We start from the raw sequence: 20,660 nt of genomic DNA on the forward strand, positions 1-20,660 counted from the left end.
CCATTAGTCTACTGAGTCTGGCTGGCCTGCCTGGTGTTGAATCACCCTTTTGATTTTCAACTAACCCTGCCTGAACACCAACGCCTTCAACCCACACTCAACATCGGCATCGGGAAACTCCGGTGGATTTTCCAGCCGTTGCTCAAACCGCAGGCTCGGTGCTTCGCGAGTGACGCCGTCGATGAGGAAGTCCGCGCCAAAAGCCGGGTCGTTCATGCAGGCCAAAACCGTGCCCTGGGGGCTGAGCAGTTCCGGGAGACGGCGCAGCACGCGCTGATAATCCTTGGTCAGCAGAAAACTGCCTTTCTGAAAGGACGGTGGGTCGATGATCACCAGATCATAAGGGCCGCTATTGATCACTTTGCCCCAGGACTTGAACAGGTCGTGGCCGAGAAAGCTCACCTTGCTCAAGTCATGGCCGTTGAGCCGGTGATTGTCGCGACCACGGCTCAGGGCCGCGCGGGACATGTCCAGGTTGACCACATGCGTAGCGCCTCCCGCGATGGCGGCCACTGAAAATCCGCAGGTATAGGCAAACAGGTTCAGCACCCGCTTGCCGTCAGCATTGGCCCGCACCCAATCGCGGCCGTAGCGCATGTCGAGAAACAGGCCGGTGTTCTGTTTGCGGCCCAGATCCACGCGATACTGCAGGCCACCCTCGGTGATCGTCATCTCCTCGATCGGCTCCCCGAGCAGCCATTCGGTGGTGCTCTCCTGCAGATAGCGATGTTGCAGGAGCAAGGTATGTGCGCCGGAGGTTTTCCACGCAGGCGCCTGTGTTATCGCCATCAGTCGCTGCTTCAAATCGTCCAGTTGCGACGCTTGCGGCTCCTTGAACACACAGACCAGCATCACGCCCTGGAGCCAGTCGACGGTCAATTGCTCCAGCCCCGGCCAGCAGCGGCCACGGCCGTGGAACAGCCGACGGGTTTCTGCGGGGGCTGTCGCAAGCGCAGTGAGCAAATGGTCGTGGAGGATGGAGAGGGCATCTGGATTCATCGGGCAGGGTCGGTCATGTGGAAAGGGCGGCATTTTAACCACAATTATGCGCGGACAAACGGTCATGTTTAGCGGCCTGGAACGGAGAATGCCCTGGATAGGTGTATCAAAAATGAATTTTTCGCGAGGTCCGCTGTTCATACCTGTAGGTGGCGGATTTGAGCCTGCGAAACTATTTGCGCAATCAGGGAGTGGCACAGTCATGAGTCCAGCATCAACGGCGGGCGCGCGCTTGTCTGGCGGATTGATTCTTGTGGTTGAGGACGACCCGTTGATCCTGGAGTTTCTTTGCGAAATTCTTCAGGAGGAAGGCTTTGCGGTTGAACCACAGATCAGCGCGGACGCCGCATCGCAGTTTCTGGAACAGCACGCCCCGCAAGTGAGGTTATTGCTGACGGACATCACCATGCCGGGCAAACTCAATGGCGCGGACCTGGCCAATCAGTTTGGCGACCGTTGGCCAGACAAACCGATCATGATCATGTCCGGCTTCGAAACTCCGAAAAGCTCCGGAGTCAAGCATCCGGTTTCGTTCATCAAGAAACCCTGGGCGGTGGGGCAGTTGCTCGATTGTGTGAAAAACGCCTTGGAGTAGAGCCGAGCCCTGTAGCGGGTGGTGTACATTGCCTGGCAACACCTGCCTGGTTCTTACCGAAGGAAACCTCCCTTTTGTCTGTTCAAACATCCCTGCTCAACAGCTCATACCGCGCCTTCCTGTTTGATATGGACGGAACCGTCCTCAACTCCATCGCCGCCGCCGAGCGGATCTGGACAACCTGGGCCGTGCGCCACGGCGTCGATGTCGAAACCTTCCTGCCGACCATCCATGGCGTTCGCGCCATCGACACCATCAATCGCCTGGCGTTGCCAGGGGTAGATGCCGAAGCTGAAGCGGCGTGGATCACCGAGGCGGAAATCGATGATGTGGAGGGGATTGTCGAGGTGTCCGGCGCGGCGAATTTCCTCAAGTCGCTGCCCGCCCACCAATGGGCCATCGTCACCTCTGCACCGCGGGCCCTGGCGTTGCGCCGAATGGCCGCGGCCGGTATTCCCGAACCTGGCGTGATGGTTACCGCCGAAGATGTCAGCGCCGGCAAGCCCGATCCTGCGGGCTATCGGCTGGCGGCTGGTCGACTGCAGGTGGATCCAGCCGAGTGCCTGATCTTCGAAGACGCCGACGTCGGAATTCGCGCAGGCGAAGCGGCGGGTGCCAACATCATGGTCATCACCGCGACCCACGTTCATCCCCTTCAGACCCGGCACGCCACACTGGCCAGTTATGACTCGGTCACGAGCCATGTGGATGCCAATAACCTGATCCGCTTACACTTTTTATAATCGACACGGCCCTGATGCGGTCAGTTCAGTAGATCCCCGGAATCAATCGCCAGCTACGGGCGCAATAAGCTTCGTATTCGTTGCCGAACTGCGAGCGTAACAGCGCTTCTTCAGAGCGAATGCGGGCGATCAGCGGTATCAACATCAGCGCCACCAGCAGTAACCCGACACCGGAACGAAAGGCCAGCGCCCAGCCCACGCCATTGATCAGCAGCCCCAGGTAGCTGGGGTTGCGCACATTCCGATAAATTCCGTCGGTGACCAGGCGGTGTCCAGGTTGAATTGCCACCAATCCGCTGAAGCGCTTGCCCAGTACAAACACCGGCCACATCCGCAACGCGCCGCCGCCAATGAACAGCAGCGCACCCAGCCAACGCACGCCCTCGCCACCGAAGGTCCAGAAGTCGATCCGGTCGGTGTAGGCCGGCAGATACCCGCTCAACAACCCGAGCACCCCGAAAACCGGCAGCACCCAGCGATTGGCCCGGTCTTCACGTTCGCCAGTGCTCAAATTGCCCTCACTGAACAACGACACGATCGCCATCACCAGGGTCGCAAGCGCAATGACCACCAGCGGTGGATGCGAGAAAAACGCCGCCAACCCGCCCAGCCCGAACACCGCGAGAGCGAGGTAGGCAAGGGTGCTGACGAGGGCGAAAAACGCGAGTTTGGCTGAGATTTTCATAACTGATCTCGCAAAAAGGGCATATCACCAGTGTAGAGGGCAGTCCGTTATGAGAGCGGTAGTCGTCGAGCAGGGTGAACTAAGCTTGGATAAGGATGAGCCTGTCCGTTCACTTCCGGCCCGTTGAAAGATCTCAACGCGCCGGTGCTGTCACAAGGAGCACACGATGCTTCACATCAGAACGCCCCTGATTCTGCACCCGGGTCTGTCGACTCCGACCCGGCGAATCTGGCTCAAGCTGGAAAACCTGCAACCCAGCGGCTCGTTCAAACTGCGCGGCATGGGCCTGTTGTGCAGCCAGGCGGCGGAGGAGGGCAAGCGCAAAGTCGTCTGCCCTTCCGGTGGCAATGCCGGTTTGGCCACGGCGGTGGCCGCCGCCAACCTTGGGCTGAAAGCCTGCATCGTGGTGCCGAACACGACCCCGGAAACCACCCGCGCCAGGATCAGGAAAACCGGTGCCGAGGTGATTGTCCATGGCAAGGTCTGGGACGAGGCCAATCAACGGGCGAAAGAACTCGCGCAGGGCGCAGACACCGAATACGTGCCGGCTTTCGATCACCCGGTGTTGTGGGAAGGACACAGCACCATGGTCGATGAAATCCTCGAGGACTGCCCTCAGGTCGATGCGTTGGTGACATCCGTGGGGGGCGGCGGTTTGCTGGCGGGCCTGCTCACCGGCCTGATCCGTCATCAGCGCATGGATTGTCGGATCGTTGCGTGCGAAACCCAAGGGGCGGCGTCGTTCGCTGCCGCCATCGCTGCCGGGCACCCGGTCAGACTGCCGCGCATCGACACCGTTGCCACGTCACTCGGCGCCGCGCAAGTGGCCGCCTGGCCGGTGCAGCACATCCTTGATTTCCCGCATGAATGCGTGGTGCTCAGCGATGATGAGGCGATCATGGGCGTGGTTCGTTACGCCAACGACCTGCGCCAGTTGGTCGAACCGGCGTGTGGCGTTTCATTGGCGGTGGCGTACCTCGACCATCCGGCGATTGCCGAGGCCCATGACGTGGTGATTGTGGTGTGCGGCGGCGTCAGCATCAGCGCGCAGTTGGTCGCCGGCTGGGCACGCCTGTCTGCCGGGGTCGAAAAACACAGCGTTGAAGCAAGGTAGGGCTGTCACTAGCCCTACCGCTTACGTTTCAGACTTTATTGACCGGCTGGAACACCTTCTTGAACGAGGATCGCTCTGGCCAGGTCTTCATCGCTGGCCTTCAGGTCGGGATGATTCTGGCGAATTTCCTTCAATACCGACTCCAGGTAAACGCCACGGATCGTACCGCCGCTGGCGACAAAACTGGAGGCGTCATCCCGGGCGGGAATGACCATTTTGTGATCCTTGAACGTTGAGTACAGCGATGCGGATACCCCGGCTGAGGTGGCGACATCGCCCGCATCCACACGGGCCATGGCTGAGCCAAAGGGCAAGCAAAGCACGAGTGAAGATACTAAAAACAGACGGCGCATGACGGCGTCCTCCGAAGCGTGAAGCGTAAAAGAAGTAACACATAATTTAGGATGCCCGGCGGTGGTCAGGAGTTCCCTGTCGATCTACATATGCCTCACTCAATTCCAGCCAGATCTACCGTCATGCGACCCGTAGCGGGAGCATCGATGCTCTCGACCGAGCGCTCACCGGCGCGTTCGAGCAGCGGATACGCCAGGGCGGCGATGTGGTGATGCATGCGCCGGTAATCACGCAGTACCCGTTGGAAAATATCACCGGATTGCGCCCAGGTACTTTTGTCTTCCTGCAACTGGCGAAAGTGCTCGCGGCTGGCGCAGGCTTCGAGCCTTCTGACGGTCTCCTTGCGCTGGATCAGTTGATGGGCGGTGGCGATGTCTTCGCGCAGGAACACGGTGATCGCCAGGCTCAGGCTTTCCAGAACGGCGTCGTGCAGCGGGGCGATGTTGCCCAGTTCGAAGGCCGAGAACTGTTCACCCCGACGCAAGCGGCGCATGGCCAACTGCGTGAGGCTGCTGGAAAGAATGTCCGCGGCATGTTCGAGGTTGATCACGAACGTGAGGATTTCCTGGGAACGATCGGCATCGCTGTCACTGATGCCTTCCTTGCCGATGTCGGCCAGATAAGCGCGAATCGCCGCGCTGAGCAGGTCCAGGGATTGATCGATCCGCTGCACTTCATCGGCGCAGGCCGGTAGCGATGTGTGGAACAGCTGCAGCATCCGGCCGAGCATGGTCGAGAACATGTCGGTCATGCGCAACGCTTCGCGAGCGGCATTCGACAGGCCGATGTTGGCCACTTCCAGGCCGGCCTCGTCCAGATAGCACGGCATGCCGGGATCGACATCCCGCTCAGGTGCCGGCAGCAGTCGGGTGAGGGCATTGGCGAGTACGTCGGTCAGACCGATGAACACCAACGCGAGCAGTAGATTGAAACCGGTGTGCAGGCACACCACCAGGGTCGAGGGCGCGAGCGGCGCCTGAGCGAGCAATCCGGCAAACGGCAAGACCGCCAGAGCACCGACCGCACGCACCAGCAGGTTGCCCAGCGGCAGGCGTCGGCCGACGCTCGATCCGGCGTTGATGACCGAGGGCAGCGCACCGCCAATGTTCACCCCCAGCACCAGCGCGACGATGGTGCTGGCCGAGAGCATGCCAGTGGCGGCCAGCGAGACGATCAGTAACACCACGGCCACGCTGGAGTGGCACAGCCAGGTGAGGATCAGCGCCACCAGCAGCGCAATGACCAGATCGCCCTCGAGGCTCTGCATGATCAGCTGGAAGATCGGCGTGCCTTCGACTTCCGCCAATGTGGAGCCGAGCATGTGCAAGGCCAGGAGCATCAGCCCCAGGCCGATCAGTGCACAACCGACGCTTTCGTAGCGCGAGTCATCGCGCAGACGAAAGACGATCAGGCCCGCCAGCAAAACGCTGGGCGTGAGCATCGACACATCGACGCTGAGCAACTGCACCACCAGGGTTGAGCCGATGTTGGCGCCGAGCATCACCGCCAGGGCCGGCGCCAGTCCCAGCGTCCCGGCGGCAGTGAACGAGGTCGCCATCAGGCTCACGGCGGTGCTGCTTTGCAAGACCCCGGTGATACCGATCCCCGACAACAACGCCATCCAGCGGTTGTTCAGGTTGTGGCCCAGCCACTGACGCAGCGGCGTGCCGAAGCCGCGCAACAGCGCCGAAGAAATCATATGAGTGCCCCATAGCAACAGGGCAATGGAGCCGGCGAGGTTGATCAGTAGAGTAGTTCCCGACATGAGGGCTCTCCCTTGTTTCGTATTGCATTTATTGAAGACCCGGAACCCGGCTCGTGGTATCTGAATAACACCCGTGATTGTGGTGTTACTTGATGGTCCGCAACTAATTCCAATAATTCAGATTTTTACGGGCAATAAGAAGTTGTCGGATTCCCGTTTAAGGAAACCGTTCCGGAGGGACTTTAAAGTGCCTTCAGATCAACTGAAAATGCATGCCCCGATAGACAGGCCGAGCATCAGGCTCGCCTGCTGGAAGAGGCGCGCGATGCGCCGACTTTGTGGGTCCTGACTGTCGTCGAAGCTCCAGCGTTGCTGAAGCCGGCCGGTCGTCGGGCAGACACGCCAGTTGGCACGAGGGCGCACCTTGGCGTGGGTAGAAGGGGCGGAGAACGGGGCGCAGAGCCGAGTCGTCGGCAGACGCTCACGGCAGGGCGTGACCCGCATGGTCGATGCAAAGGCGCGTACGCCCGGCAGTACAGTGGTTTTGAAGTTCATAACATGCCTCTGGGCCGGAATGATTCCGGTGAGGCAAGTTACGGTGGAGCCTCAAGCTCTAGCGCAGCTCACCCGACCGAAAAGTCGAGGCCCGTCATTGTCTGGGTTATGTGCCAGATCCTGCGTGTGAGCAGTCATCCGACAGCGACTAGATACTGTGTCCATTGAATTCTTTTGTGAGTTGAAAAAAGCCGTTGTTATCGGCCGGCGCAATTTACTCAGGCAGGTTGGCAAAGTCAATCGCCGATAGCCGGTTAAGGTTGTGTTGAAGGGGGGAAGTTGGAAAGTGTTCAGGTCAATGACAGTTAATTGTTATTTTGAATGATCGTTAAATGGGAAATTAAACATATAGTGTGAACGCCACGTAGCAGACCGTATGAGTTCATGCTGGCGATATCCTCCAGCCTGATCGATTATCGCATCCAGGGCTGGCTTGAATGAGTGGAGGGCAGGTGAGCGTCGATATCGAATGCGTGGTAGTCGGGGCTGGCGTGGTCGGCCTGGCGGTGGCCAGAGCCTTGGCCCGGACCGGACGAGAAGTGATCCTAGTCGAGGCGGGCGAGGGGATTGGCGTGGGCATCAGCTCGCGCAATTCGGAAGTGATCCACGCCGGGATCTATTACCCGAGCGGCAGTCTCAAGGCGCAATTGTGCGTGGAGGGCAAGCAACGCCTGTATACCTTCTGCGATGAGCGCGGTGTCGATTACCGGCGCCTCGGCAAGCTGATCGTGGCCACCGATGACCGTCAGCGCCATGCCTTGCAGGCGTTGCTGGAGCAAGGCCGGCGCAACGGTGTCGATGACCTGCAATTACTGGATGCCGGTCAGGCACGGGCGCTTGAGCCGGCGTTGTTTTGTGTTGCAGCGCTTTGGTCACCGTCCACCGGGATTGTCGATTCCCACGCCTTGATGCTGGCGCTTCAGGCCGATGCCGAAGCCTGGGGCACCTCGATAGCCTTTCATACGCCGTTTGCATCGGCCCGTTGTACCGAGCAGGGTTTCGAGCTGCACATGGGTGGGGCCCAGCCGATGACCTTGAGCTGTCGTGAACTGATCAACTGCGCCGGACTGTCCGCGCCTGAGGTGGCGAGCCGGATCGAAGGCTTGTCGGCGCGGCACGTGCCCAAGGCCTGGCTGTGCAAGGGCAGTTACTTCAGTTTCAGTGGCCCGGCGCCGTTCCGGCATCTGGTTTATCCAGCACCGGAAAGCGCCGGGCTGGGCGTGCACATGACTTTGGACCTGGGCGGTCAGGCGCGTTTCGGGCCGGATGTCGAATGGGTCGAGCAGATCGATTATCGCGTTGACCCCCATCGTGGCGACGGCTTCTATCAGGCGATCCGGCGCTACTGGCCGGCGTTGCCCGATGACAGTCTGCAACCGGCCTACAGCGGCATCCGCCCGAAAATCAGCGGGCCGACCGAGCCGGCCGCCGACTTCATCATCAGCGGCCCGGACGTCCACGGCGTACCGGGCCTGGTCAATCTGTTCGGCATCGAGTCACCGGGGCTGACCAGTTGCCTGGCATTGGCCGAACGGGTGGTGCAGCGTTTAATTCGCAATGAAACTCTGTAGCAGCTGGCGAAACCTGCGTTCGGCTGCGTCGGCTGCGTAGCAGTCGTGAATCCTGCGCACGTGGTTTATCTGACCCACCCGCAGCGTATGGTTTAGCGACTGCTGTGCAGCCGAACGCAGCCTTCGGCAGCTGCTACAAAGTCGTGCGGCGCAACCGATGATCAGGGTTTAGGCTGCAACCAGCTGCGAGGACTATTCTTGGCAATGCGCCCATCGCTATGGGAGATCTTTGATGATCAACGTACGCACTGCCCGCATGCTCGCCGATTACAAGCGCTGGGCCGATCAGCGACTCTTCGACAGCCTCATGGCGCTGCCACCTGAGGAACTCAATCGCAAACGGGTGTCGGTGTTCAATAACATGATCGGCGCCTTGAACCACACCTATGTGGTGGATTGCATCTGGCAAGCTCATCTGGAGGGCCGGGGGCACGACTTCAAGACCTCCCATGGCCTGCTCCATACCGAGCTCGCCGAGTTGCGAATGGCGCAACAGGAGATTGATCAATGGTTCTGTGGCTGGAGCTCGGCCCAGACCGAGGAGTCGCTGGATAAACCCATCGAATTCACCTCCATGTCGGGGGAAAGCGGGGTCATGAGTGCCGGCGCCATGCTGTTGCATGTGGTCAACCACGCCAGCTATCACCGGGGCTGGGTGATCCAGATGTACTTCGACATTCCGGCCATACCGCCGATCACCGACCTGTCAGAGTTTTTGCGCGAGGTTCCGGGGTATTGAACCCTGCTGGCCCAAGCAAATCCTGTGGGAGCGGGCTTGAAGGGAGCAGGGTATTTCTATTTGTACTAAACAGTACTGTCAAATCCAGTTAGTTCGAATTCGCCAGAAACAGTTATTTCAGCTTTTCCGGATTTGAAATTAAATTGCCCTTTGATATGTTGTTTTTCTGAGTTGAATTCTTCGATATTAAGTGTGCCGTTGTTGTCGAAATAGGATGGCTCGCCAGCATTATAGATCGCAGTAATATCTGTGTCTTCGGCTATGTTGTATTCGCCCTTGATTATTTCACTACGCTTTATCACAAGAATTACACCGTGGCTGCCACCATTAAAAGGATCCATGCCAATAATTCTTAGTTCTGAATGCGGTGGCGGATAGGATGGGTAGCGCACGGTTTTCTGAGTCGCTTCGAAATGGCCGTACTTTGAGGAGTCGCCGGTTAGATACCCGGTTGCAGTAACTTTGGTCGAATTCATAGCAATACCTGCTTATCGTTTATATCAGGGTGTGCCATGAATGGTTGCCTGCTTTTTAGTCTTGGTCTACTGTCATATTTGACAGGTCTTTATATGTTTTTAGAATGATGCTAATCGCCAGTTGATAGTACTTTGAATGCTTTGCACGCCAGAGTTATCGTCAGTTGGCGGGCAATGCGATCTTTTGGTTTTGAGAGTTCAGTACAAAAAGGGTACGCATTCATTCAGCCATCCTGTCTCTAGTGGATGCTTGCTGCCGCTGGACTGCGCAACGCCCCCGAACAAGGGACCGCTGCACAGCCAGCCTCAGTTACCCACTCTCCGCAGAAGATTGCCTCTACTTGGGCAGATCAATCTTATCCAGCACCCGGTTCGCGGTGATCTCCGCCACCATGATGCTGTTGGAAATACCCAGCAGGGCATAGCGCGACTCACCCTCCAGATGATCCACCAACTGGTGGACCATCACATCGACCGAGGCCAGGGTCTCGACCAGAAACACCGCCAGGGTTTCGGCCGTGGCCTCTGGGGCTACGGCAAACAGTTTGCTGGGTTTACGCGTGGTGGCTTTGATGTCGGCGTTCGATGGGAAGTGGAAGTCGAGAGCCCGCTCGGCGGCCTCGTTGAGTTTCTTTGAATCGGGTTCGTACGGGGAGGTTGGATCGGTGTCCGGTGGGTTGGGTGTTACTTTGAACATAGTTGCTAACTCCTGAAATGGAGCCGCAGCCACTTCGCGACTAAACGAATGGAGGCAGCTGTGCGCAGGTTAGTCGACCGGGGAAGTTAGCAAAACCGGCGCGCCCGAGGGCGCCCTGCGCACAACCACCATTAAGCACAGGACTGAAATGCCTGACTGAATGATGCGCTATGCACCTTACTAACAACCACGGGCGACTAAACCCGATCACTGATGGGCAGTGACGGGATCAAGTTACCGAGCGGCCCCAAGGCGCACAAGCCGGCGGATTCTGGCGCAGCCGTAGGCAACGACGCAAGGTTTTGTAGCTTTCAGGAAGTATCCTTGAGGGCACTTAAACAAGCCCCGTTTCACTGTTAAACACAGGCAAGTATCAAGCCTGGGGAATCAGGTTCTGCCGGCAATCGAGCACCAACCGCGCGCCCCCTAACTCACTGCTGTCCACCTCCAGCGTAAACCCATGCAGGCTGGCAATCGCGGCGACGATCGACAGGCCCAGGCCGAATCCGCTTTGCGGGTTGCCGCCTTCGGCGCGATAGAAACGTTGAAACACCGCCTCGCGCTCGGCCGGCGCAATCCCGGGGCCGGAGTCGAGCACTTCAATGCGCGTGTGCCCCGCGTCATTCACCCCACGCAAAATCACCTGGCCACCCGGCGGGGTGAATTTGATCGAGTTGCTCAGCAAATTCGCCACGGCTTCAAACAGCAGAGCGCGGTCGCCGTTGAGCCCGGGCAAGGATTCGGGCATTTGCAGTTCAAAGGTCAGTTCGCCTTCTTCCGCCAGCGGCAGATAAAAGTCATGCAACTCCCGCAGCAACGGCACCGGGTCCAGTCGCACGAACCCCGAACGGCGCTGACGATCCTCCAGCTCGGAAATCCGCAACAAGCCACGGAAACGCGCCATCAAGGTGTCCGCCTCGCCGAGCACCGAATCCAGTTGCACGGCCAGCGTCGAGCCTTCATCGGCCTGCTGCTGAATCCGGTACAGCTGCGCCCGCAGGCGAGTGAGCGGCGTGCGCAGGTCATGGGCGATGTTGTCGCACACGCCCTTGACCTCATGCATCAAGCGCTCGATGCGTTCGAGCATGGCGTTGACGATGGCGGCGAGCATGTCCAGTTCGTCACGGCGATTGGACAACGGCAGGCGCCGGGTCAGGTCGCCGGCGACGATGGCTTCGGCGCTGGCCTGGATCGCCCGGATCCGCCGCAGCGGGCGCCGTCTCAATAAATGCCAGCCGGCGATGCCCGGCAAAATCGTCAGCGACACGCCCCACAACAGCGCGTGCAGGATGATCCGGGTCACGGCAAACAACGAACCGTTGTCCCGCACCAGCACCAGCCAGCGGCCGTCCAGGGTTCGGGTCGCGACGGCGTCGCAGCTGTCGGCGGGCAGGGTCGGGTCGTCGGATTCGGCGCAATCGCCGAGCATGTGAATTTTGCCGTCCAGCGGCAGTTCTTCGGGGATCTGGCGCAAGGCGCCGCTGAGGTAGCGCTGCTGGTCATCGAACAGGCCATAGGCATCGATGCCGCGAATGTCGAAGGTCATGCTGGCGGCGAGGGCATCCACCAGTTGCTCGCCCTGGAAGCGTGAAAACAGATGCTGACGTTGCATCAGCGAGTGTTTGGCGAGGGTGTCGAGGTAGTTGGACACCTCGTAATACATGACCCCCATGAGAATCGCGCTCCAGGCGACGAACAGCGAACTGTAAAGCGCCAGCAAACGGCTGCTGGAGGAACGCCAGCCTTTAGAGGGGTTCAGCAATGACATAACCCGAGCCTCGCACGGTCCGAATCAGTGGGACTTTGCCTGGCGGGTCGATTTTCTTGCGCAGACGGCCGATGTGCACGTCGATCAAGTTGGTGCCGGGGTCGAAGTGATAACCCCAGACTTCTTCGAAAATCATCATCCGCGACAGAATCTGCCCGGTGTTGCGCATCAGAAATTCCAGCAACTTGTACTCGGTGGGCAACAGCGTCAGCAACTGGCTGTCGCGGCTGGCCTCGTGGCTGATCAGGTTCAGCTCCAGATCGGCCACGCGCAACGTGGTGGCCTGGGCGGTCACGGTGTTCTGCCGGCGCAGCAAGACTTCGACCCGGGCGGCCATTTCATCGGTGGCGAATGGTTTGGTCAGGTAATCATCGCCGCCGGCGCGCAAGCCACGCACGCGTTCATCGACGTCGGAGAGGGCGCTGATCATCAGAATCGGCGTGGCCACGCCCATGGTGCGCAAGGTGGTGACAATCGCCAGGCCATCGAGCTCCGGCAGCATGCGATCGAGGGTGATCAGGTCGTAGTCGCCGCTGACGGCGCGCTCCAGGCCTTCGCGGCCATTGTCGACCCAATCCACTTCGAGGCCGTGGCTGCTCAGTTCGGCGACGATTTCCCGGGCGGTCACGGCGTCGTCTTCGATGGTCAAAATACGGGTCATAGGGCTTGCCTGATAATCGGTTCAATACGAAGTTGAGGCATTTTGCCAAGAATTACATGCGGCTGATTAAATTAACTTTCATGTGGTCTCGTGAGGCTGGTCGCAACATTGATATCATCCAGCCATGACTCTAAAGGGAAGCTGCACTGTGCGCACTTTAATGGTTCGTGGCTGGATGCCAATATTTCTGTTGTTGGTATGCCTGTTCGGCTCATCTGCGTGGGCTGCCAACACACCGTGTTCCGGGAAGAAGGGCGGTATTGATCGTTGCGACGGCGATCTGTTCCTGTGCAATGACGGCTCCATCAGCGGTTCAAAGAAAAGCTGTTCGGCGATGTTTGGCACAAAAAGCCAGGCGCGGCCGCAGACGCTGTTACAGGAAACCGACGGCTGCGCCTGCGGCACCGGTACGTTCTGCACCGGGCCCAGAGGCGGGGTGTATTGCCTGACGCCCAGCGGCAACAAGAGTTACAAGCGCAAGTAGTTCGGTTGGCGCAATGCATAAAACCCGCCGCCAGCGTCGGCTCCTTGCAAAGTGCATGGTCCTGAGAAGTTCATTGTTTTCAACTTGTTGAAATTCAAAGATTTATTTAAGTGGTGCGACTGGCACGCTGTCTGCAACGGCTCCTTTGACGAGTTGTAACAACTGCCTGGAGTACAACAACAATGAATAGATCCCCCGATGGTTTTTATCCTGTCGCCGAAGAGTCCAGCACACTATCGGGCGTCTCGTGGCCCGCAATCTTCGCCGGGGCCGCAGCGGCCGCGGCGTTGTCGCTGATCCTCGTACTGCTCGGTTTTGGCCTGGGTTTCACGGCGGTCTCGCCGTGGGCCAATGAAGGTATGAGTGCCAAGGGCCTGGGTATTTCGACGATTGTCTGGCTGGCCTTTACACAGATCGTGGCGTCCGGTCTCGGCGGTTACATCGCCGGCCGCTTGCGGGTGAAGTGGGCGTTCATGCACGGCGATGAGGTTTATTTCCGTGACACGGCCCATGGCTTCCTGGCCTGGTGTGTGGCGACGCTGGTGACCGCGACCCTGGTGGTCGGTTCGGTCAGTAGCGTCGTCAGCGGTGGTGTGCGGGCCGGGGCAGTGGTCGCCGGCGGTGCCGCCAGCGCCATGACCCAGGCTGCCGGCAGCGCTATCGGCAATCCCGCGAATGATCCGTACGGTTACTTCATCGACAGTCTGTTTCGCGATGACCGCCCGGTGGCTGTCAGTGATGACGCCACCCACGGCACCGTCACCCGCATCTTCGCGCGCAGCCTGAGCAACGACGGTCAATTGGCCACCGAAGATCGGGCTTATCTGGCGCAATTGGTGGCCCAGCGGACCAACCTCACGCAAGCGGACGCCGAGCGTCGTGTCGATGAAGTGTATGCCCGTACTCAAAAAGCCGTGGCCGACGCCAAACTGGCCGCGCAACAAGCGGCTGACACTGCCGCGAAAGTTGCGGCATGGACGGCGTTGTGGATGTTTATCGCGCTGTTGGCCGGTGCGTTTTTCGCCAGCCTCGCCGCGACCTTCGGCGGTCGTCGCCGGGATGCCGTGGAGTATCTGGAGGCCGATGCCTATGTGACCACCACCACGACCACGACGCTACCACCTGTTCGCTAACCCAGGAGAACCCCCATGCGCTCATTACTGCTGTTCCTGCTCGGCGTGCCGATCCCGATCATCATTCTGATTGCCTTGTTCATGCACTGATCCCTTCGAGGCATTTGGCCTCTGCCGCTTCTGCCTCCGGTAGAAGCGGCGTTTTGCTTTTTTTGCGCTGCGGGCGGCGAAGACGGTGTTTGCAGATTAGTTCGTCGGCTCAGGTGTTTTTACTGGCCTGGATCAATATTTCCTTCGGCGATATTTCCTAACATAAAACGATCCAGCCCCATCTCGCGGTATCGACTACATTGCTTGGGCGCGCAGCTGATGCGTTGTCGAAGTACCAGTGCAGACCTTCCCGTTTTATCAGTCAGGTGGCCCGCAAGGTGTAGTGCAGCATGGAGCTGAAGAATCTCACCTGAACCTTTCACGGATGAACAATCGCAATGCAACGCATAAACCGAACCTTCGATATCCAGCCACTGGTGCGGGCGGATATGACTGTGTGCATCAATGGCCAGACCGTCAGCGCCGCCATCGGCGAAACCGTCCTGACGGTCATTCAATCACTGGGCATTCGCCAGGTGGCCCGTAACGATCACGATCAAATCAGCGGTGCCTATTGCGGCATGGGCGTGTGCCAATGCTGCCTGGTGAAAATCGATGGGCGCCACAAACGGCGCGCCTGCCAGACAATCGTGCGTGAGGGCATGAGCATCGAAACCCGGGTCAACCGTATCGCCGGGCAGGAGGTTTTATGAGCCTGCAACCGGTGATCGTCGGCGGCGGGCCGGCGGGTATGGCCGCGGCCATTGAACTGGCGCGCCATGGTGTGCGTTGTACCTTGCTCGAAGAGGCTTCGCGTCTTGGCGGGGTGGTCTATCGCGGCCCCTTGCGCGATAACGTGCAACTGGATTACCTGGGGCCGCGCTATTCGGAAGTGCTGGCCAAACTGCATGGAGAATTCCACGAGCAGTCGGGCCTGATCGACGTGCGCTTGAACCACCGCGTGGTCGGCGCCGAAGGTACCCGGGCGTTGGTGGTGCTGGACGTCAATGAGCATTTGCAGGAGGTCCAATACCCGCAGCTGCTGTTGGCTGCCGGTTGCCATGAGCGCAGCGTACCGTTCCCCGGCTGGACCTTGCCTGGGGTGATTCTGCTGGGTGGTTTGCAACTGCAAATCAAGAGCGGCGTCGTTCAACCCCAGGGGCCGGTGGTGATTACTGGTACCGGTCCGCTGTTGCCGCTGGTGGCCTGCCAGCTACACGCTTCGGGGGTGAGCGTCGCCGGAGTCTACGAGGCGTGCGCGTTCGGCAAGATCGCCCGGGAAAGCCTCGCGCTATTGAACAAGCCGCAGTTGTTCCTCGACGGTTTGAGCATGCTCGCATACCTGAAACTGCACGGCATTCCCATGCACTATGGCTGGGGCGTGGTCGAGGCTCAAGGCGAGGAAGAGTTGAAATCAGTGACCGTTGCGCCGTACTCCAGCACCTGGGAGCCAGACCTGAGCCGCGCTGAACGGATTGCCGCGCAGACCCTGGCGGTCGGCTATGGCTTCATTCCTCGCACCCAACTCAGCCAGCAAATGGGCCTGGACCACGGCTTCAGCGATGACGGCTACCTACGGGCCAGCGCCAATGTCTGGCAGCAAAGCAGCGAACCCCATGTGCATCTGGCCGGTGACATGGGCGGAATTCGCGGTGGCGAGGCGGCCATGCTCGCGGGACGAATCGCAGCAGTGTCGATCCTGCTGCAACGTGACGTGCTGGACGCGGAGTTGGCGCGGGTCAGACGTGACCGTTACCTGTCGAAACTCAAGTCCATCGTGCGCTTTCGCGCCGCCGTCGACCGTTACACCGAACGCGGTGCCGGGCAGACCGCATTGCCGGTCGCCGACACGGTGATTTGCCGCTGTGAGCACGCGACCCGCGCCGATATCGATCGGGCGCTGGAGCAGGGTGTGCAAGACCTGGCCAGTCTGAAAATGCGCACCCGCGTGAGCATGGGCGACTGTCAGGGGCGGATGTGCGTCGGTTATTGCACCGACCGTTTGCGCGAAGCCACCGGGCGGCAAGATGTGGGCTGGTTGCGACCGCGCTTTCCCGTCGATCCGATTCCTTTTTCAGCATTCCAGTCTGTCGGCACGGAGGCTGCAAGCCATGAGTAAGTTCTACGACGTGATCATCGCCGGCGGCGGTGTGATCGGGGCGTCCTGCGCCTATCAGTTATCCAAGCGCAAACACCTGAAAGTCGCGCTGATCGACGCCAAGCGACCCGGCAACGCGACCCGTGCTTCGGCCGGTGGCTTGTGGGCGATCGGTGAGTCGGTGGGCTTGGGCTGCGGGGTGATTTTCTTCCGCATGATGTCGGCCAATCGCAAGCGCGAAGCCCAGGGCGCGGCGGTGGCGGTGGACTCCAGCACGCCGCATATCCTGCCGCAGTCGTTCTTCGATTTAGCCTTGCAGTCCAACGCGATGTACCCGGATTTGCACCGGGAGCTGCAGGACAATCACGGGATGGATTTCAAGTTCGAGAAGACCGGCTTGAAATTCGTGATCTACGACGATGAAGACCGGCTCTACGCCGAGCACATCGTGGCGTGCATTCCGCACCTGGCGGATCAGGTGCGCTGGCTCGATCAAGCGGCACTGCGCGAAGCCGAGCCAAGTGTCAGCCATGAGGCGAGGGGGGCGCTGGAGTTTCTCTGCGACCATCAGGTCAGCCCGTTCCGCCTGGCCGATGCCTACACCGAAGGCGCGCGGCAAAACGGTGTGGACCTGTATTTCAACACCAACGTCACCGGGGTGCTGCACCACGGCTCGCAGGTCACTGGCGTGCAGACCTCCGAGGCCGGTGTGTTCCGTTGCGATACGCTGATCAACGCTGCGGGTGCGTGGGCCGCCGACCTCAGCGAGCATGCCACCGGCATTCGCATTCCGGTGAAACCGGTGAAGGGCCAGATCCTGCTGACCGAGCGCATGCCGAAGATCCTGCGCGGTTGCCTGACCACCAGCGACTGTTACGTGGCGCAGAAAGACAATGGCGAAATCCTGATCGGCAGCACCACCGAAGACAAAGGTTTCGACGTGACCACCACCTACCCTGAAATCAGCGGTCTGGTGCAAGGCGCGGTGCGCTGCATTCCTGCGCTCGTCGACATCAACCTGAAACGTTGCTGGGCCGGGTTACGTCCTGGTTCGCCGGACGAACTGCCGATTCTCGGGCCGATGAAAGGCGTGCAGGGTTATCTCAATGCCTGCGGACATTTCCGCACCGGCATCCTGACCTCGGCGATTACCGGCGTGGTGCTGGACAAACTGGTGAATAACGAGCCGTTGCCGCTGGATATCACACCGTTTCTGGCGGATCGGTTTGAGGTGGCGCCGGAGGTTGAACCGAAAGAGGCGCAGATGGCTTGACCGCAACCTCACCACAGACGCGCGAGCGCTGTGGTGAGGGCGCTTGTGCCGTCACTCTTTAACGCTCATGAACTCCTTGGCCCAACGAATGTAGTCCTCCGGCTGCGTATAGGTATGCGTCAGTTCGGTGGCGTTCAGGTCGGAGGCTTGGGTGAAGATCTGGCGTTGTTCGCGCAGGCTGTCGTAAGTGGCTTTGATGGCGGCGAAGTAGGCGCCATGGCCGTCGATGGTGACGCGCACGCCCAATTCGGCCAGGCGTTTGTCGTCGCGCAGCAACGGGTTGCCGTAGGTGACCAGCATCAGCGGTACGCTCAGGTGTTCGGCGATCTGTTCCAGATGATCGAAATCCTGCACGCCGACCATGCAAATCCCGTCGGCCCCGGCCTGTTGGTAATGCTGGGTGCGGCTGATGATTTCCTGGACCGGCAGGATCCCTGCGTTGGTGCGGGCGATGATCGCCATTTCCGAATCGACCCGGGCTTCCAGGGCCGCGCGGATCTTGCCGACACCTTCGGCGACCGTGATCAGGTCGGTGGACTTGCGACCGAATTGCGCCGGCAGCAGAGTGTCTTCGATGGTCAGGGCGGCCACGCCGGCGCGTTCGAGTTCGACGATGGTGCGCATGACATTGAGCGCGTTGCCGTAGCCGTGATCGGCGTCGGCAATGACCGGCAATTGCGCCACTCGGCCGATGCGGGTGGCTTGTTCGGCGAACTCACTGAGGGTGATCAACGCAAAATCGGGAGCGCCCAATACCTGCAACGACGCCACCGAACCACCCAGGATTCCCACCTCAAAACCCAGGTCGGCGGCGATGCGTGCCGACATCGGGTCGAAGACCGAGGCCGTGTGGTAGCAGATGCCGGAAGCGAGCAGTTGGCGGAAATTACGGCGCAAATCTTGATGAGAAAGCCTGGACATACGAGTTCCACCATATAAAGGAATGGAAGGGCTTGAGCAAAAGTGTCAACGCCGAAGGAACAAAAGGCTATCACGCGGGCGGGTAAAGGATGATGACGAATTTGTCGGTGGAAGCGGTATTTTCGTCAATGCCATTGCTAGATTAAAAAAAGGCTGCAGACCTTTTCTGTCTGCAGCCTGGTAGTACGTTTAACGAGAGCGCTTTCAGCCTTTGGTTGGCACACTCCAGATTTGTTTGATTTCGTGGATATTGCCCACGTTATAGCGAGGCATGAAACCGGAGCACGGGGCTTCCATAGTGGTCTTGACCGGGGTGTTGATCACGTTGGTAGCTGCGCGTAGCAGTGGGGTTTCGTTCCAGTTATTCATTGGCTTGTTCATACAGTTTTCCTTTGGTTTTATTTGGATAGCGAATGACTACCCATATTGAAGCAGTGACAGCGTATCTTCAAAGAGCGCTGTTTCCTGCGTAGCTATGCCGGGGTAAGTCGGCATATGGTTTTCGTCAAAGCACCAGGCTTCTCCGGTTTTAACCGAACGCTGAGGGTGGATAAGCAAGCTCAGCGATGCGGACATTGTTTGAGGCGGAAGTTGTCTGTGTACATCTTGCAATGGAAGCATGTGCAGAACTTCACCGGGCGCAAGTTTAAGTGCCTGTTCTTCACCCAGAGTGGGTCTTGTTCCGACTCTTGGCGGCGTGTGATCAAGTATTTTTCGGGTGATAGTTGTATACCCGTCGCCGCTGTAACCCACCGCGTAGAGTTCAAAATCGTGGGTGTGGTTCAGTTTATAGATGAATGTTTCGCTTTCGTCTTGTGACGTGACCGGCGACCAGAATCCCAGGCGAACAGTAAACAGTTCGTTGTAGTGAAGTACAAATGCATAAGCGCTATAAAGATTGTTTCGGGTACTGAAACCTTCGCTCTGTATGGCGGTATAAAGGTGCTCGCTCAGCAATGTGCGGTTTGTAGCCAGTCGACGTAGATCGTCAACTATTCTTGGCTTGTCACGTTGCAGATCGTAAGCCGACATACGCTCAATAAATGTCTTCAGTTTCATGCCGCTTCCTTGAACTGATCGAGCAAATGGTCAAGGCGACGGTTTTGCAGATTTCTCAATAGCGGTATGTAATGCAGCGCGGCCTGCCGGTTGGCTTGGTAAAGCACCTGAAACGCCTTCCATGCCACGGCGGGGTGGTAGTGATAAATCAATTCTTCTGCCACTTTCTCCTCCCCGGGATCTTGGGCGGCTTCTAGCAACTCAAGGCTCACCAGATAACGTGCGGCGCTATCGTCATGCGGGAACCAGGCAATTTTGCGCAACGAGGTACGATCAAACACACTGATATCTGCACTTCTGTCTGGCAGGTTGATACTGCCAATAAATGCAGGGTGCCCTTGGGTTATTGGAGCGCAGTCGAATAATGTCTGTGTGCCATCGATCGCCAATGGGTTGTTTTCATCAACGATGATGGTGTCGTTCATTATCAGGCGGTTATCTTCAATGGTGTATCGATGGGTCATGAAAGACTGGTTTTTGATCGCAAACAAAACACATTGTCCGGGAACTGAGTACAGCGGTGACGGTGCTGATCGGGATTGTGGTGTCTTGATGCTGATGTTGCCGATGTCGGTGTAATGCAGCGTGATGGTCCCTGTGTGCGGGTTAGTAATGTTCATGATCGCTGCACGACGAGAAACGGTTGTAGTGAACTCTGGTTGAGCGTTCAAGTTGCTGATCAGGTCTTTGACTTCTGCTGTCATGTCGAAAGTTTTAATGAGTGAGGTTATTTCGGTCAGGTGAAGTTTTTTGGAAATTAAAGATCTGATCATGAGGCGCTACATTGCGTGATTGGTTAATGTCTTTGGAGTATGGAGGAAGGCTTCGCTTAAACGCAATTTGGCGATTGTTAGTTTATGTTGTTAGTTGTTATTTGATGTGTTGATTGATAGTGATGAAGCTGAAGTTTGCCGCGGCTTATGCGCAATTCCGGGAAACCTGTCGCCCGGCTGACGGCTGACGGCTGACGGCTGAGGGCTAGCGGGTGCCGCGGGATGAT

The 20,660-nt window shown here is 58.7% G+C and carries 23 protein-coding genes; 10 read left to right on the forward strand and 13 right to left on the reverse strand.

What is annotated here, in order from left to right:
- Positions 1-60: 60 nt before the first annotated feature.
- Positions 61-999 (reverse strand): class I SAM-dependent methyltransferase, encoded by a 939-nt coding sequence (locus tag F475_RS04110; protein ID WP_111453203.1) that lies wholly within the window; start codon positions 997-999, stop codon positions 61-63.
- Between the two features lie 202 nt (positions 1,000-1,201).
- Here F475_RS04110 and F475_RS04115 point away from each other — a divergent pair, with 202 nt between their 5' ends.
- Positions 1,202-1,594 carry a response regulator gene (locus F475_RS04115; RefSeq protein ID WP_111453204.1) on the forward strand — a complete coding sequence of 131 codons (393 nt, stop codon included), beginning with the start codon at positions 1,202-1,204 and terminating at the stop codon, positions 1,592-1,594.
- Positions 1,595-1,668: 74 nt separating this feature from the next.
- A complete protein-coding gene (locus F475_RS04120) occupies positions 1,669-2,337 on the forward strand; it encodes an HAD-IA family hydrolase (RefSeq protein ID WP_111453205.1) in 669 nt (222 codons plus the stop codon).
- A gap of 25 nt (positions 2,338-2,362) precedes the next feature.
- Here the strand turns inward: F475_RS04120 and F475_RS04125 are convergent, their stop codons facing one another.
- Positions 2,363-3,022 (reverse strand): isoprenylcysteine carboxylmethyltransferase family protein, encoded by a 660-nt coding sequence (locus F475_RS04125; protein WP_111453206.1) that lies wholly within the window; start codon positions 3,020-3,022, stop codon positions 2,363-2,365.
- Between the two features lie 166 nt (positions 3,023-3,188).
- Between F475_RS04125 and F475_RS04130 the strand changes: the two genes are divergently transcribed.
- On the forward strand, positions 3,189-4,136 hold the full coding sequence (locus F475_RS04130; protein ID WP_111453207.1) for a pyridoxal-phosphate dependent enzyme: 948 nt from the start codon (positions 3,189-3,191) through the stop codon (positions 4,134-4,136).
- A gap of 35 nt (positions 4,137-4,171) precedes the next feature.
- On the opposite strand, the gene F475_RS04135 is transcribed toward F475_RS04130, so the two are convergent.
- From F475_RS04135 to F475_RS04145, 3 genes are all read right to left on the reverse strand, one after another.
- Positions 4,172-4,489 carry a DUF2388 domain-containing protein gene (locus tag F475_RS04135; RefSeq protein WP_026286632.1) on the reverse strand — a complete coding sequence of 106 codons (318 nt, stop codon included), beginning with the start codon at positions 4,487-4,489 and terminating at the stop codon, positions 4,172-4,174.
- Positions 4,490-4,584: 95 nt separating this feature from the next.
- Entirely contained in the window at positions 4,585-6,255 is a 1,671-nt protein-coding gene (locus F475_RS04140; RefSeq protein WP_111453208.1) for a Na/Pi cotransporter family protein, read from the reverse strand.
- Between the two features lie 198 nt (positions 6,256-6,453).
- Positions 6,454-6,750, reverse strand: a complete 297-nt coding sequence (locus F475_RS04145; RefSeq protein WP_111453209.1) for a hypothetical protein — start codon at positions 6,748-6,750, stop codon at positions 6,454-6,456.
- Between the two features lie 452 nt (positions 6,751-7,202).
- On the opposite strand from F475_RS04145, the gene F475_RS04150 reads away from it, so the two are divergent.
- Both F475_RS04150 and F475_RS04155 read left to right on the forward strand, forming a co-directional pair.
- On the forward strand, positions 7,203-8,321 hold the full coding sequence (locus F475_RS04150; protein ID WP_111453210.1) for an NAD(P)/FAD-dependent oxidoreductase: 1,119 nt from the start codon (positions 7,203-7,205) through the stop codon (positions 8,319-8,321).
- 232 nt (positions 8,322-8,553) lie between these two features.
- On the forward strand, positions 8,554-9,060 hold the full coding sequence (locus F475_RS04155; protein ID WP_018928975.1) for a DinB family protein: 507 nt from the start codon (positions 8,554-8,556) through the stop codon (positions 9,058-9,060).
- Positions 9,061-9,125: 65 nt separating this feature from the next.
- Here F475_RS04155 and F475_RS04160 read toward each other — a convergent pair whose 3' ends face one another.
- The 4 genes from F475_RS04160 to F475_RS04175 form a co-directional block, all read right to left on the reverse strand.
- On the reverse strand, positions 9,126-9,536 hold the full coding sequence (locus F475_RS04160) for a hypothetical protein (protein WP_138867441.1): 411 nt from the start codon (positions 9,534-9,536) through the stop codon (positions 9,126-9,128).
- Positions 9,537-9,873: 337 nt separating this feature from the next.
- Complete coding sequence (locus tag F475_RS04165) at positions 9,874-10,233, reverse strand: DUF6124 family protein (protein WP_111453212.1); 360 nt, start codon at positions 10,231-10,233, stop codon at positions 9,874-9,876.
- A gap of 373 nt (positions 10,234-10,606) precedes the next feature.
- Positions 10,607-12,001 carry a HAMP domain-containing sensor histidine kinase gene (locus F475_RS04170; RefSeq protein WP_018928976.1) on the reverse strand — a complete coding sequence of 465 codons (1,395 nt, stop codon included), beginning with the start codon at positions 11,999-12,001 and terminating at the stop codon, positions 10,607-10,609.
- Complete coding sequence (locus tag F475_RS04175; RefSeq protein WP_007934994.1) at positions 11,979-12,662, reverse strand: response regulator transcription factor; 684 nt, start codon at positions 12,660-12,662, stop codon at positions 11,979-11,981. Before F475_RS04175 ends, F475_RS04170 begins: the two co-directional genes overlap by 23 nt.
- A 160-nt stretch (positions 12,663-12,822) precedes the next feature.
- Here F475_RS04175 and F475_RS04180 point away from each other — a divergent pair, with 160 nt between their 5' ends.
- From F475_RS04180 to hcnC, 5 genes are all read left to right on the forward strand, one after another.
- Complete coding sequence (locus F475_RS04180; RefSeq protein WP_007934993.1) at positions 12,823-13,146, forward strand: hypothetical protein; 324 nt, start codon at positions 12,823-12,825, stop codon at positions 13,144-13,146.
- 182 nt (positions 13,147-13,328) lie between these two features.
- The gene (locus F475_RS04185; protein ID WP_111453213.1) at positions 13,329-14,279 is read left to right on the forward strand and encodes a hypothetical protein; all 951 of its coding nucleotides are present in this window, start codon (positions 13,329-13,331) and stop codon (positions 14,277-14,279) included.
- Positions 14,280-14,707: 428 nt separating this feature from the next.
- Complete coding sequence (locus tag F475_RS04190) at positions 14,708-15,022, forward strand: (2Fe-2S)-binding protein (RefSeq protein ID WP_111453214.1); 315 nt, start codon at positions 14,708-14,710, stop codon at positions 15,020-15,022.
- Positions 15,019-16,428, forward strand: a complete 1,410-nt coding sequence (gene hcnB / locus F475_RS04195; RefSeq protein ID WP_111453215.1) for a cyanide-forming glycine dehydrogenase subunit HcnB — start codon at positions 15,019-15,021, stop codon at positions 16,426-16,428. Before F475_RS04190 ends, hcnB begins: the two co-directional genes overlap by 4 nt.
- Positions 16,421-17,680: a cyanide-forming glycine dehydrogenase subunit HcnC gene (hcnC, locus tag F475_RS04200; RefSeq protein ID WP_111453216.1), complete on the forward strand. Its 1,260-nt coding sequence runs from the start codon at positions 16,421-16,423 to the stop codon at positions 17,678-17,680. The genes hcnB and hcnC overlap by 8 nt, the downstream gene beginning before the upstream one ends.
- A gap of 51 nt (positions 17,681-17,731) precedes the next feature.
- Here the strand turns inward: hcnC and F475_RS04205 are convergent, their stop codons facing one another.
- From F475_RS04205 to F475_RS04215, 4 genes are all read right to left on the reverse strand, one after another.
- Positions 17,732-18,601 (reverse strand): oxaloacetate decarboxylase, encoded by an 870-nt coding sequence (locus tag F475_RS04205; protein WP_018928982.1) that lies wholly within the window; start codon positions 18,599-18,601, stop codon positions 17,732-17,734.
- A 204-nt stretch (positions 18,602-18,805) separates the two neighbouring features.
- A complete protein-coding gene (locus tag F475_RS30395; RefSeq protein WP_168206166.1) occupies positions 18,806-18,982 on the reverse strand; it encodes a hypothetical protein in 177 nt (58 codons plus the stop codon).
- Positions 18,983-19,018: 36 nt separating this feature from the next.
- Positions 19,019-19,660 (reverse strand): transposase, encoded by a 642-nt coding sequence (locus tag F475_RS04210; RefSeq protein WP_111453217.1) that lies wholly within the window; start codon positions 19,658-19,660, stop codon positions 19,019-19,021.
- Positions 19,657-20,433, reverse strand: coding sequence for a hypothetical protein (locus F475_RS04215; protein WP_256597050.1), 777 nt, complete (start codon positions 20,431-20,433; stop codon positions 19,657-19,659). Before F475_RS04215 ends, F475_RS04210 begins: the two co-directional genes overlap by 4 nt.
- Positions 20,434-20,660 lie beyond the last annotated feature (227 nt).

Source organism: Pseudomonas sp. URMO17WK12:I6 (assembly GCF_003253625.1).
GTDB lineage: Bacteria > Pseudomonadota > Gammaproteobacteria > Pseudomonadales > Pseudomonadaceae > Aquipseudomonas.